Origin of the sequence: Brachyspira hyodysenteriae ATCC 27164, assembly GCF_001676785.2 — a bacterium.
Lineage (GTDB): Bacteria > Spirochaetota > Brachyspiria > Brachyspirales > Brachyspiraceae > Brachyspira > Brachyspira hyodysenteriae.
In genome coordinates, this window is sequence record NZ_CP015910.2 from 2444376 (window position 1) to 2459225 (window position 14850).

Consider the following 14850-nt stretch of genomic DNA (forward strand, 5'->3'; position numbering starts at 1 on the left):
AAAACTCATTTAGAAAATTATTGATTATATTTGAAGTATATCTATAGAGAGAAAGATTAAATTTTTATTTTGCTAATTTTTTTGTCTATTAAATATTATTATAAATAACAATAATAATATTATGAAATATTAAAGAATTTTATACTTTCTTCTAAAAATTTAGCCTTATCAAATAATCTCTTAGACAATTCACTTGATTCCTCAGCCAAAGCAGCATTCTGAGTAGTAGCACTTTCTATACTGTTTATGGCAATACTTATTTGAGAAACTCCTGCCTGTTGTTCTAATGATGTGGAAGTTATACTTTGCATTAATTCAGAAGTACCGGACACTTTTTCCTGCAATTGAACAAATATTTCCTGAGATTCTCTTGCAGTATTTGTAGCAGTATCTATCTTTTCAGCTGTATTATCAACAAGAGATGTAATATCTTTAACAGATGACTGAGTAGTTTGAGCCAAATTTCTAACTTCGCTTGCTACAACAGCAAAACCTTTACCTTGAGTACCAGCACGTGCCGCCTCTACAGAAGCATTAAGAGCAAGTATATTAGTTTGGAATGCTATATCTTCAATAATCTTTGTAATATCTTTAATCTTATCACTAGCTTGATGTACTTCTTCTATATTAGAAACTGTTTGTGCTATTATATTAGCAGCTCCTTCAATATTTTCCATAGATTGAGACATCATATTTTTACCTGATACAGAATTATCAGCAGATGCTTTAATAGTAGAAACTATTTCCTCCAAACTTGAAGCTGTTTCTTCAAGACTAGATGCCTGAGAATCAGTTCGGCTAGAAAGCTCAACACTGCTTTCCATCATTCTTTGAGAAGCTAAAACTATTTCATTTGAAGCATCATTAACATTGCTTACAACCTCAGCTAATTTCTGACTCATAACATTAAATGCCTTTTCTAATTCACCAAATTCATCTTTTCTATAATTAGTAGAAGATTTTAGTTCGATATTTCCTTCAGATATTCTATTCGCCTTTTTCATTAAAACACTTAAAGGACTCATAGTTTTTGTAATATATGAAACGGAAAATAAATTAACGAATATTACAGATAATATACAAACTATAATTGCTATTCTAATCATACTTATATTTTCAGCATATATAATATTGTCATCAGCAGCCATAGATAATATCCAAGGCATAGTTTTCATTTTTGCATAAACTGCTGTTCTTTTTTCACCACTAGTATCTGAAATATATATTAATGTACCACTATCTTTATTCTCCTTTATAACATTATCATAACTCTGATTTGCTGAAGTGTTTATCTGATTTCTAGTATCAAGAAGAATATTTCTTTGAGCGTCAATTGCAAATACCCTTCCTGTTTCTGGAAGCTGCAATTCACTCAATTTTGTTCCCAAAACATCCCAATTAAGAATCATATATACAGCACCAACCAGAACATTATTTGTTCTTACACCTGATATAATAGCTAAAGTCATATTATCGCTTATAGTAGATTTCAATACTTTTGTATCATAAGCAAAATCATAATTATTTTTTACAAAATTATCCCAAATACCAGGTCTTAAATCTTTTATATTAATTCCTAAATTTATATTTTTAGTATTTTGCAAAGTAATACCATTTATATCAGTTACGCCAATATCCAAAGAATATTTATTTATGGCTTCAAACTGCTTTAATGTATCTATTAATACTGAAGCTTCTTCAGGCGTTTGAGTACCAGACAAATAATTAATAATAGAAGGTGTAATAGAATATGTTTTTATTAAAGTATTATTTTCTTCAAACCATGTATCTAACATAGCTTTATAACCTTCTATAGTATTATTATATCCTGCATAAGTGGATTTCGTTATACCTATGTAAGACTTATATGATAATATTATAATAGTTATGATTAAAAGTATTGTTGTGATTATACTTATAGTTAATGGCATCTTAAATCTTATAGAACTAGTCTTTTTCATAGCATTAGACCCTCTAAAATTTAATATTTATAAAAATAGTTTAACACTTATTAAAGAATTTATATACAAAATTTATCGTTTTTTTAGATAAAAAATTCAATTAACATACAAATTTATTTGCTTTTTAAATAGTATTTATATATTTTCATAATATTCTTCTATTTAATTAAGAATTTATTTAATAAGGCATTTACAATTAGCAAATACTATATTATTATATTTTCATGAAAAAAAAATTAAAAAAATTACTAAGCTTTATACCATTATTCATAATAATAATTTTAATATTATGGTATAAATCTCCAATTAACGGAATAAAATGCTATCCTGAAAGCGTATCAAAAATAGATATAGATTATAATGGGATACCTATAGCCGTAACAAATACTAATGATATAAATTTTATAATAAAAAGTTTAAATAGTATATCTCTAAATAAATCAATATTAAAGATAAATAAATCAAAAACAGGATATATACTAAATATACATTCAACTAATAAAAATATGATTAGCAGTTTAACTATATATTCATCGGAAACTGCCTCTATAGGTAATTTTTATTATACCGATAAAAATATAATGTTACCATATGAATATATAAAAAAGTTACATGCTAATGTAAATTAAATTGCAAATATATGTAAAAGTATGTCAAAAAAAGTATAACACTTTTTTTTAAAATTAGGTATAATTAATATAAATGTATTTAAACAAAATATTTTTTGAATCTGGAGAATATAAGTTATGAAAAAACTTCAAAGTTTAAGGGTAAAGATGCCTCTTATCATTATTTCTATGGTTACTTTCTTTATAGTAGCCTTAATAATTATAACAGAAATAAAAGCATCTGATGCCATAAAAAATGCAACGTATACAGGGTATAATAACACTGTTATGGGATATGCTTCTCTTATAGATACTTGGTTTGATGATCAATTGGCTATAGCAAGTATATATGGAACTTCAGAAGAATTAATAAGATTCTTACAATTAAGAACAGAAGATTTAAGAAATATAGCTTTAAACAATCTTAAAAAATTTAAATCATTAAATGAATATGCAATAAATATAGGTTTATCAGATTCATCTGGAAACATATTAATAGATTCAGATAATCCTGACTTAGTAAATCAAAATGTTTTTAATATACACCCAGATTTAAAAAATAAAGTGAACGGCAACTCTAAAGGAGTATTTGGAGAAAATATAACTCACTCTCTTACTACAGGAGGATGGTCATTAATTCTTTTAGAAAAAGTAACAGATAACAATAATCAGATCATTGGATATTTACATGTTATGCTTGACTGGTCTACTTTAAATAAAAATCATATAGAACCTCTTGTAATAGGTAAAACAGGAAGTATGTATGCCGTTGATAAAGATTCAATAATCAAAATACATAGCCAGACAGCAAATATCAACGAAACTGCCCCTCCTCAATTTAAAGATGCTTTCAATATAGGAAAAGGTATATTAAACTATGTATTCAATAATGAAAAAAGAGTTTCATCAGTTATCACATTAAAATCACAGCCTTGGATATTAGGTATATCTGTAACAGAAGCTGAAATATATGAAGCTAATAGAATGCTTATGATGATAATAATATCACTTATAGCTATAGTTATAATATCAGTATTCATATCAATGTTCATAATGTCTATAACTAAACCATTACATTTATTGGTTGGTGTTGCTAAAGAAATAGCTGAAGGAGATTTAAGAACTACAAAACAAAAAATCAAAAGAAAAGATGAACTTGGAGAATTATCAGATGCATTTGTTGCTATGAGAAAGAAATTAGTAGATACTATAATAACTGTTGAAGAATCTGCAAATAATATCACAATGGCTGCAAAAGAATTATCTGAACAAAATACTGATTTGGCCCATAGAACAGAAAGCCAGGCTGCAAGCATAGAACAAACATCCGCTTCTATGACTGAAATTTCATCAACAATAAGGGATTCTGCTGAACATTCTATAAATGGAAGTAAAATGATATTAGATTCCAAATCATCTGTAGAAAATGCCGGAAATATAATATCTGAAACAACTACAAATATAGAAGAAGTTCATGATGCAAGCAGTAAAATTAAAGATATTACAAAAATAATTGAAGATATAGCATTCCAAACTAATATACTTGCTCTTAATGCTTCAGTAGAGGCAGCACGTGCCGGAGAACAAGGTAAAGGATTCGCTGTTGTAGCTGCTGAAGTAAGAAACTTGGCGCAAACCACTCAAACTTCAGTAAAAAGCATCACAGATTTGATTGAAAATGTTTATGATAAAATAGATAAAGCTACAGGAACAGCTAGAGAATCACAAGAAATATTTATAGAAATACAAAATAAAATAGACGATGCTTCTAAAATTATGGAAGGAATAAGCAATAGTGCCATTGAACAGCAAAATGGAATAGATCAGGTAAAAATTGCAATAGCCGAAATGGATTCTACAACTCAGAAAAATGCTGCTTTAGTAGAAGAAGCAACTGCATCTGCTGAATTATTGTTCGCTCAGTCTAAGGAATTAATGGATGCTATACATTTATTCAAACTTCCTAATGGAACTAAATAAATAAATCATAAGATATAAAAAATACCCAATGCTTTTATTTAGGGCATGGGGTATTTTTATTTTAAATATATTTTAATTAAATATTATCAAAATAAAATATATATTGAAATAAATAATAACAATATATGTGTTATATGTATAATACTATATACTAAAATCCTAAATATTACAATAACTTTACTATTTTTTACTAATTTTTACATAAAAACATAATATAGTTTATTATTCAATCTCATTTGTATAGTTATATAACTAAATAAATTAAAATTATGAGGTTAATATTTTATGAACAAACTCAAAAGCTTGAAAGTGAAAATACCCCTAACAATCATTTCTGTAGTAGTAGTATTTATAGTAGCATTGATAGTAATAACCGATATAAAAGCTTCAGAAAGTCTTAAAAAACAGCATTAGAGGGATATAACAATATTGTATTTGGATATGCTTCTTTAATAGATACTTGGTTTGACGAACAATTAATTATAGCAGAAACTTACGGATCAAATAAAGAATTAATAGATTATTTAAAAAATGGTACTGAAGCAGAAAAAGAAGCAGCTTATAATAGACTAAAAAAAATACAATCAATAAATAAATATGCTCTTAATATAGGATTAACTGATATTGAAGGTAATATAGTATTAGATTCAACTGATGTGAATAATATTAGTAAAAGCATATTTGATTTCAATACTGATTTAAAAAATAAATTAAATTCTGAAAATAATGCTGTATTCTCAGAGGAAATAACAAAATCTCCTATAACAGATAATTGGTCTTTAACTTTAATTGAAAAAGTATTTGATAATGATAATCAATTAATAGGAAATCTTTATATTATTTTCGACTGGGCTAAATTTAATATACAGCATGTAGAACCTTTAGTTGTTGGAAAAACTGGTAATATGTTTATGATAGATAATAATTTAATTTGTAAGATACATAGCAAAACCCAATATATAAATATTTCAGCACCTTCTGAATTAAAAGGAGGATTCGAGTTAGGAAAAGGAATTTTTAATTATGTATGGGAAAATGAAAAAAGAGTATCATCTGTAACTACATTGAAAACTTTACCTTGGGTGCTTGGAATATCTGTAACTGAAAAAGAAATTTATGAACAAAATAAAATACTCCGCATTATAATAATTGTAATATCATCTATAGCTATATTAATATTATCAGCATTCATATTCTTATTTATAAAATCAATAACAAAACCATTAGATATATTGGTTAATGCAGCAAAAGATATAGCAGATGGAGATTTAAGAAACACAAAAGAAGCTATAAACCGTGAAGATGAATTAGGAGAATTATCAAATGCATTTACATATATGAGAAATAAACTAGTTAATACTATAAAAGAAGTGGAATTTTCAGCAAACAACATAAGTACAGTTGCTAAAGGTTTATCTGAACAAAATAATAATTTATCCAATAGAACAGAAAGCCAAGCAGCAAGTATAGAAGAAACTTCAGCTTCTATGAATGAAATAACATCTACTATAAGAGATTCAGCAGATAATTCTATAAATGGAAACAAAATGATATTAGATGCCAAATCTTCCATAGAAAATGCAGGAAATATAATATTAGAAACAACTTCCAACATAGAAGAAGTAAATGAAGCAAGCGGTAAAATAAAAGATATTACAAAAATTATTGAAGATATAGCATTCCAAACTAATATACTTGCTCTTAATGCTTCAGTAGAGGCTGCACGTGCAGGAGAACAGGGAAAAGGCTTTTCTGTGGTGGCAAGCGAAGTAAGAAATCTTGCCCAAACAACACAAACTTCAGTAAAAAGTATATCAGAATTGATTGAAAATGTATACGATAAAATAGATAAAGCCACAGGAACAGCTAGAGAATCACAAAAAATATTCGTAGATGTACAAAAGAAAATAAATAAAGCTTCAAAAATTATGGAAGACATAAGTCAGAATGCAATAGAACAGCAGAATGGTGTCGATCAGGTGAAAATAGCTATTTCTCAAATGGATTCAGCAACTCAGCAAAATGCTTCATTAGTAGAAGATGCAGCATCTTCAGCTAAAACATTGTTTAATCAATCAGAAAAGCTTATGGAAACTGTACATTTATTTAAACTTCCTGTAAATAATGCTTAATATTCAAAAAATATATATTTATAGAATTTTATATATTATTTTTACATATAGAATTTGATATTTATTTGTTTTCGTATAAAATAGCATTGAATATTTTTAATATAAGGTATAATATGTCGTTTACATTTAATGTATTAAAAAACAGTAGTCAAACTTCAGCAAGACTTGGAAAAATAAATATTAATGGAATAGAAATAGATACTCCTGTTTTTATGCCTGTAGGCACCAAAGCAACTGTAAAAGCATTAACTCCTCTTATGATAGAAGAAACTGAAAGCAAAATAATACTAGCCAATACATATCATTTAGTATTAAAACCTGGACTTGAAGTATTAAAAAAGTTTGGCGGAGTTAAAAAGTTTATGAACTGGAAAGGAGCTATGCTTACAGATTCAGGAGGATTTCAGGTATTTTCACTAGCTAAATTAAGGAAAATAAATGATGATGGTGTGGAATTCAGTTCTCATATAGATGGTTCTAAATACTTTTTTACACCTAGAAGCGTAATGGAAGCTGAACATATTATAGGTGCTGACTTTATAATGTGTCTTGATGAATGTTCAAAGCATGATGCATCTTATGATTATGTTAAAGAGGCTATGTTTAGAACACATAAATGGGCTAAAGAATGCAAAGAATATCATGACAGCACTCCAAATAGTGAATATCAGTATCTTGGAGGAATTATACAGGGCGGAATGTTTGATGATTTGAGAAAAGAAAGTGCTGAAACATTAGTAAATATGGATTTCCCTTTCTACTCTATAGGAGGACTTTCTGTAGGAGAAACACCTGAACAAATGCATGAAGTGCTTTCTAAAGTTATGCTATACACTAATAAGCAAAAACCGCGTTATTTAATGGGGGTAAGCGAGCCTAGAGACATACTTAATGCTGTTATGGAAGGAATAGATATGTTTGACTGCGTTATGCCTACAAGAAATGCAAGAAATGGGGAAGCATTCACTATGAATGGTATTGTTAGAATAAGGAATTCTAAGTATAGAATGGATGATACTGTTCTTGAAGAGGATTGCGATTGCTATACTTGTAAGAATTTCTCTAAAGCCTATCTTAATCATTTGGATAAAACACATGAAATACTATTTCCTATACTTATGACTATACATAATGTAAGATTTATGCAAAGATTTATGAAAGATTTAAGAAATTCTATTGAAAATGATGTATTTTCCGATTATAGAAAGGATATGATGAATAAATTTTATTAAAAAATATTTATTAGTTTACATATTTTTTAAAAAGTTGTATTATATAAAACAAAATAATTAAGCGAGTTTATTTATGGCAGGTAAATATGATAAGCAATTAGCTAAATATAACAGTATTTTATCTAAAAAACCAAATGATCCTCATGCTTTAGCAATACTGGCTAGGATAGCAATTAAAGAAAATAAAATTGAGGATGCAGAAAACTATTATACTGCTATTTTACTTAAAAATCCTAATCATCCGGAATCATTATATATGATGGGATTCATAAATATGAAAAGAAATAAATATAATACTGCTATAAATTATTTCAAAAAACTTTTGGAAGAAGGCAAAGAAAATGCTTTTATATATGAATATTTATCTACTATGGATAAGAATAATAGAAGAGAATATTTAGAAAAAGCATTAGAATTATCAAAAAACATAAAAATAAGATCAAAAGATTATAAAAGATGTTCATATATAGCATTTCAATCTTATGCTTGGAAAGAATATGATATATCTTTTGAATATGCCAATTTAGCTTATGAGGCAAAGCCTACAAATGATATTATTAACCTATTAGGATGTATATATCATCATAATGAAGATTATGACAAGGCTCTTTCGCTTTTCCATGAAGTTAATGCCAATTATGAAAGCAAAAATCCTTATGTATTATGTAATATATCTTCCTGCTATAATAAAAAAAATAGTAATAAAATGGCTATAAGATATTTAGAAAAAGCCTTAGAAGTTAATAATAATGATAAAGTAATATATTATACTATAGGTTCCATATATGCTTCAAGTGGAAATAAAAAATTAGCAATTGAAAATTTTGAACAAGCTTTAAAAATTAATAATAATTATGAAGAGGCTAGAAAGGCTTTGGAGGCTATTAGAGAATAATATTTTTTATGTAAAAAAATAAATAAAAAACTTTCAATATTAGTCAATTTAGTATATTATAAATAACTAAAATATATAGTAATGAATGGGGTATTGCAACTGTGAATTTTTTCGATTATATAAAATACAATTTATTTAACATAAGAACTCCTGAACTAGTAGAAAAAATGCGTATGGAGGAGTATTCTGACAGAATATCCAAACATAAATATAATTTTGTAGATTTAAAAACTAAAGCATTAACAGTTACATGTGCAAAATTCATGTTTGAAATGTATAAGGTAATAGGACCTTTACTTAATCCTTTGAAAGAAGAGTTTATAGTTAAAGACGGAAAACAATTTTCATATTATTTAATAGAGGTATCTTTTAATAATGAAATGAAAGAATTGTATTCTACATTAAATAGAGATTATATGATGTCCAAAATAAAGGAAGGTAAAAATCCTAATGCTGTATTTAATGAAGTAAAAAATAACTTCGTAAAATTCAAGAAATTTATAAGCGGAGAAAGCGGAAAAGAAATTAATTTAACTTTCAACTTATTAAAAGATTTTGCACAGCTATCAAATTTTGATTTCTTTTTATTTTTAAGAGCTTTTTGTCCTTCATTTGTAGACGGTGCTTATAATTCTAATCCGCAATTCAAACCTAGTTCAAATATACAGATAGTTGATGATTTGGTAAAATTAGATTATGCTGTTAATTCAATAGTAATAAGAAAGGAATTACTATCTGCTTTAAATGTTTTTCAGCAATATTTAGGAATGCCTCCTATACCTGAAAAAAACATTAAATCATTTTTAGCTAGAGTTAAATATCTTCAAACTCCTGATATAATGCATGATATTATAGTTTATTTGCTCAAAGATTTCACTTATAAATGCAGTATTAATCCATCAAATGTTAATATATTTGTAAATTATATAACAGACTTTACAAATAATTTGAAAAAAGATATGGATAGTATAGTTTCTGAAATTAAGAGCAGTAAAATTGCCGGAATGAGAAATAAAATATTTAACGGCATAGAAATATTAAAAATGTCAAATGTAAATGAAGAAAAAAATGAGCAGCTTGAAAAATTTGACTGTCCTATATTTACATGTGTAGAACCATTACAATATATAAAAACATTCATTATAGAGATGTTTGATATAAATTATAAAGATCCGCTTAATGATATGTTCTTGGGTGCTGAATTTGTAAGTAAAGACAGAAATTCTCAAGGATTAGATGCTTTCTATATCTTGAATGATGTAAGAGAAGCTATACAGAGATTTGATACAATGTTAAGTCCTGAATCTGAAAACTTCAAACGCTTAAAAACTTGGATAATATCAAAAAATAAAGCAAATGCCAATAAAGATTTAATAGAATCTATGGTAAATAAAATAGATTCAGAGGGAAATAAAATAGTTCTAAGTGTTTATAATTCTGTGATAGATTTAACTACTATAGTAAAAAATATATTTGAGGATTGTAAAAACAATACTAAATTAGAAATCAGCAATGCAAACAAAGTGCAGTATTTAGCTAAATTCAATCTTGATATAGCTAAAAAAATGCTTGATGATTTTGATAATTTTATTGCACTTATGAAAAACTTTGTAAGATAAATATATTTAATAATTTGGAAAATTCATAATGAATAAAAATCATAAAACTATTATACAGGTAATAATAGGAGTCGCTGTAAGCATAATTTGTTTATATTTTGCTTTCAGAGGAATTAATATAAAAGAATCTATAGAAATAGTTAAAAATATTAATGTTAAATATTTTTTAATTTCATTAGTATTAAGTATACTAATTATAGCATTAAGAGGCTTAAGATGGGAATGTTTTATTCCTTTAAAAAAGCCTATTAAAAAAAGAACCGTAGTTATGGCAACTTATATAGGATATATGGGAAATAATATACTTCCTGCAAAACTTGGAGAGGTTGCGAGAGCATATATTTTGGGAATGAAAGAGAATGTAAGCAAATCTGCATTGATTGCTTCAGTTGTTACAGAAAGACTTTTCGATGTTATAACAGGTGGCATAATACTAACGATATCAGTAGTATTCATACCTGATTTACCTCAAACTGTTACCTATGCTGCTATTGCTTTATTTGTTTTATCAATAATTGGTTTTTTGGTATTAATGTTTTTAGTATGGCAGAGAGAATTTGCTCATAAAGTTTTTCATAAAATTTTTGGAATACTTCCTAAAAATATAGGTGATAAATTAATTGAGTTTTCATGCAATTTTATAGATGGAATAGGTTTTAAGAATGACCCTAAGCATATATTTTTAATATTTTTCTATACTTTTCTTTATCTTATAGGTCAAGTATGCACTATAGAATTGTTAATGACTTCTTTTAACATAAAAGCTACTCCTATAATAGCATTATTTATGTTTGCTATAGGAGGATTTGGTTTTGCTGTGCCTTCTGCCCCTTCTGGAATAGGACCTTTTGAATGGGCTATAATATTTGGGCTTTCACTTATAGGTGTTGAAAAAAGTATAGCAGCTCCTTATGCTTTAGTATATCATATTATGGGAATTGTACCTATAGTAATAATTGGATTTGTATTTCTATTTATGCTAGGTATAGATTTAAAGACTGCTACTAAAGGTGATAATCAAATAGAAGGCAAAGAAGAAAATGATAATGCCAAAATATCATAAACTATGATATTATAACTATATGACGCTCTTTATCTTTTGATTCAAGTTTTTTTATTTCTATATTATATTTATTTTTTTGAATATTTGCTTCTTTTAATTCTTCTTCTATCTTTTCTATTTTACCTTTATACAAAATCAATTTAGACTTTTTTGTTTTTAATTTGTTAAAGATTTTTAAAAGTGTAGATATATCTGAGAATGCTCTTGATGTTATAGTATCATATTTTTCTTTTATTTCATAAGCATTTATACATTTCACTTCTATATTATCTAATCCCAATTTATCTTTAGCTAATCTTAAAAATTCAGCCTTTTTATTTTTAGATTCGCATAATGTGAATTTCTTATCATTAAATATAATAGCAAGAGGTATAGAAGGAAGTCCTGAACCTGAGCCTATATCTATTATATTATCATAATCATAAAATATATCCAAAGCAAGAAGACAATCAGCAATATGATCATTAAAAAAATCTTCTTCAGTTTTTGCCCCTGTTATATTAACATTTTTATTATAATCTATTACTAAAGAAGCATACTGAATAAGTTTTTCTTTTTTATTTTCATCAATTTTTATTATATTGCTGATATTGTCTAATATAGAATCATAATTCATAAATTATTTACCAGCCCAATTTCTTAGCATCTTGTTTTGCCTTATCTCCAGCTGATACATTTGTAACATTATAGCGAAGTTCTCTTTTATCAGTTTTACTTTTCATTATAAACTCTTTAGGATAAGGTATATTATTAACTGTAGTATAAGAGCCTAATTCTACATTAACAACATTATCCATAAAAGCAGTAGAAAAACTTCTTACTCTATAAGTAGATGCTGAGAAAACTATAGTATCTACCCTATCATTATAGCCTATTTTCAATGTATGCCAATTCTTTCCTAAAGTAATATTACTGCTTATTATTTTTTTAGATAAATCTATAAATTTATAGTCTAATATATCAGCATAAACTTTAGGGAAACGCATAATAGGAGCTTCTAATGCAAATTCATCAAAATTTCTTTTTAAAGGAGTTTCTGCCTCAGGCAAATCTAATGTAAGGCTATTATTATTAACTTTAGCATCAAATATAAGACTGCCTAAAAGTCCATCAACAACATTCATATATTTATTATTGCTGTTTTTATAATAATTAACAAGCATAGGCATCTGATCTAAATCATCTCCGCTGTAAAAAGCGCCGCCTGATGAGTATATACTTGTGAAAGGAGATTTTGAAAATCTATTGAAAGCCTCTTTCATCACTTCGTTTTCATTTTGACTAAATGCCAAACTAGAAATTAATAAAAATATAATAAATATAATAATATTCTTTTTCATCATAATAATTTATAAACCTCTTCAAAAATTAGATATAGAATATAAAACCTATTTATTGTTGCTCTGTTAAACTTTCTATTCTATCTTTTACTCTGTTTTCATCATAATCAAATTCTTTTTTATATGATGATATTGATTTTCTATAATACTTAAGAGCATTTTTATAATCATTTTTTGCATAGTAGGCATCAGCAATATGAGCATATATCTCAGCTTTAGAATCATCATCTACATATAAAGCTGCTTTTAATAATGTTTTTAAAGCATTATCATAATCGCCTTTCTTATAGTAAGCAAAACCTAAAGTATCTATATAATGAGGAGACTCAGGTTCTAATTTAACAGCATTCTTAGAAAGAGATATAGCTTTATCCAAATCACTTCCTAATGAAACTAATGCCCAAGATAAACTATTAATATTTTCAGCAGAACTTGGATCTTGAGAATATTTATAATTAGCATATAGCAATGCTGAGTTTGTATTATTCAATGCTAATGATGTTATATAAGGAATATTTATTCTATAATCATTAGTGTTTGATTTATTATTACTAAAATATTCAAAGTCCTCATCTAAATATTTATTAGCATTAACTTCATCATTATTTATTAATGCAGCATAAGCTTTTAAATAACTGTAAGAATATTTTTCTTTTTCATATTTTTCAATAGCACTTATAGCAAGTTCGCTTTCACCTATATCGCTTGCTGTTAATACTAATGATACTAATTCATTTTCTTTTATACTTTTATTATTCAAAGATAAATACTTATTTAGCATCTCTTTTGATGAATTGAAATCATTTTGATTTTTAAACTCCAAAGCAGCCTGCAAATATAAATTATTAAATTTTCCGCTATTATCATAGCTAATTAAATTATCTATATGTTTAGGTAAGGCATCTATATTTTTAATCATTAAATAAAATGATATTATATCCATCTCTGAATTCATTTTATTTTCTTCATTTCCTACCTCAGAAATCATTTTATAATAAGCCTGTATAATATCCAAATCTATTTCTCTTCTGTCTAAATCAGTTTCAATGATGTTAAGAGCATTGCTGTATCCTGAAGTTTTTGCTTCTGAAATGATAGACAATATCTTAGGAGTATTAGGATTTGAACTGTCTATTTCATTAAATAAACCATCATCATATTTATCAGACATAAAACTTAAATACGCACTCAAAAATAAGCCGTCTTCTATATTTATACTATTAGAATAAGCTTCATTATATTTTTCTAAAGCCTGATAACTTTTTACTATTCCATAAGAAGCTGTATATTTATCTGCCGGAGATAATTGAACATTCTCTAATTTTTTAAATCTATTTACAGCACTAGAAAATCTGCTTAAATAAAATTCACTCATACCATAATAAAAATTATAATAGCTTAAATAATTGTTATTATTACTTGGCTTTTTAGTTTCATCTACTTTAGAAAAATAATGTATAGCTTTATTAAGTTCTTTGCTTTGATAGTATGTATAACCTAATAATATCAAAACTTCATTATTGGAATTATCTATTTCATAAGCAGCTTCTAAATAATATCTTGCTTTATCAATATTATTCATAATAAAAATATTTCTTTCAGCAGCTTTAAACAATATATCAATATCTTCAGGAGAATCAAAAACTAATGAATCATAAATTTTTGAACTCTCATAATATTCTCCCAAAGCCTCATGTGTTTCAGCTAATGTTATATATATCTCTTTATTTTGTACATATTTTACAATTTCCTGAAGTATTACTTTGGCACTTTCCAAATCTTTTACTGTTTGTTCTGTTACAGTTTTACTAGCTAATGCACGTTCTTTATAATATAAAGCCAAGCTATAAGCAGCTTTTGCCTCTTCTTCATTTTTTATATACTGAGAATCCTTAAATACATCTTCATTTTCTTTATTTGACTGCGGAAATAAATTAAAGGCACCGAATATAAAAATTGCTAATACAATACAAATTTTTCTGATAAACATATTAAATACAGCTCCGTACTTTAAAGTTTA

General features: G+C 26.3%; 12 protein-coding genes. 8 read left to right on the forward strand and 4 right to left on the reverse strand.

Annotation, left to right across the window (positions count from 1 at the left end; all coding sequences use genetic code 11):
• Positions 1–119: 119 nt before the first annotated feature.
• Positions 120–1961, reverse strand: a complete 1842-nt coding sequence (locus BHYOB78_RS10740; RefSeq protein ID WP_020064522.1) for a methyl-accepting chemotaxis protein — start codon at positions 1959–1961, stop codon at positions 120–122.
• A gap of 224 nt (positions 1962–2185) precedes the next feature.
• Between BHYOB78_RS10740 and BHYOB78_RS10745 the strand changes: the two genes are divergently transcribed.
• The 8 genes from BHYOB78_RS10745 (at position 2186) to BHYOB78_RS10775 (ending at position 11490) form a co-directional block, all read left to right on the forward strand.
• Entirely contained in the window at positions 2186–2590 is a 405-nt protein-coding gene (locus tag BHYOB78_RS10745) for a hypothetical protein (protein ID WP_012670807.1), read from the forward strand.
• Positions 2591–2707: 117 nt separating this feature from the next.
• The gene (locus tag BHYOB78_RS10750; RefSeq protein ID WP_020064523.1) at positions 2708–4549 is read left to right on the forward strand and encodes a methyl-accepting chemotaxis protein; all 1842 of its coding nucleotides are present in this window, start codon (positions 2708–2710) and stop codon (positions 4547–4549) included.
• A 285-nt stretch (positions 4550–4834) separates the two neighbouring features.
• Positions 4835–4963 (forward strand): hypothetical protein, encoded by a 129-nt coding sequence (locus BHYOB78_RS13855; protein ID WP_260846938.1) that lies wholly within the window; start codon positions 4835–4837, stop codon positions 4961–4963.
• A 101-nt stretch (positions 4964–5064) separates the two neighbouring features.
• Positions 5065–6681, forward strand: a complete 1617-nt coding sequence (locus BHYOB78_RS10755; protein ID WP_496196051.1) for a methyl-accepting chemotaxis protein — start codon at positions 5065–5067, stop codon at positions 6679–6681.
• Positions 6682–6794: 113 nt separating this feature from the next.
• Complete coding sequence (gene tgt / locus BHYOB78_RS10760; protein WP_012670810.1) at positions 6795–7913, forward strand: tRNA guanosine(34) transglycosylase Tgt; 1119 nt, start codon at positions 6795–6797, stop codon at positions 7911–7913.
• A gap of 73 nt (positions 7914–7986) precedes the next feature.
• Complete coding sequence (locus tag BHYOB78_RS10765; RefSeq protein WP_020064524.1) at positions 7987–8808, forward strand: tetratricopeptide repeat protein; 822 nt, start codon at positions 7987–7989, stop codon at positions 8806–8808.
• Positions 8809–8909: 101 nt separating this feature from the next.
• Positions 8910–10427, forward strand: coding sequence for a DUF5312 family protein (locus tag BHYOB78_RS10770; protein ID WP_012670812.1), 1518 nt, complete (start codon positions 8910–8912; stop codon positions 10425–10427).
• Between the two features lie 28 nt (positions 10428–10455).
• Positions 10456–11490 carry a lysylphosphatidylglycerol synthase transmembrane domain-containing protein gene (locus BHYOB78_RS10775; RefSeq protein WP_020064525.1) on the forward strand — a complete coding sequence of 345 codons (1035 nt, stop codon included), beginning with the start codon at positions 10456–10458 and terminating at the stop codon, positions 11488–11490.
• A 1-nt stretch (position 11491) separates the two neighbouring features.
• On the opposite strand, the gene rsmG is transcribed toward BHYOB78_RS10775, so the two are convergent.
• From rsmG to BHYOB78_RS10790, 3 genes are read right to left on the reverse strand one after another with little or no spacing between them, the layout of a single operon-like run.
• Positions 11492–12106, reverse strand: coding sequence for a 16S rRNA (guanine(527)-N(7))-methyltransferase RsmG (gene rsmG, locus BHYOB78_RS10780; RefSeq protein WP_012670814.1), 615 nt, complete (start codon positions 12104–12106; stop codon positions 11492–11494).
• Positions 12107–12113: 7 nt separating this feature from the next.
• Positions 12114–12833, reverse strand: a complete 720-nt coding sequence (locus BHYOB78_RS10785; protein ID WP_012670815.1) for a hypothetical protein — start codon at positions 12831–12833, stop codon at positions 12114–12116.
• A gap of 49 nt (positions 12834–12882) precedes the next feature.
• Positions 12883–14820: a tetratricopeptide repeat protein gene (locus BHYOB78_RS10790; RefSeq protein WP_020064526.1), complete on the reverse strand. Its 1938-nt coding sequence runs from the start codon at positions 14818–14820 to the stop codon at positions 12883–12885.
• Positions 14821–14850 lie beyond the last annotated feature (30 nt).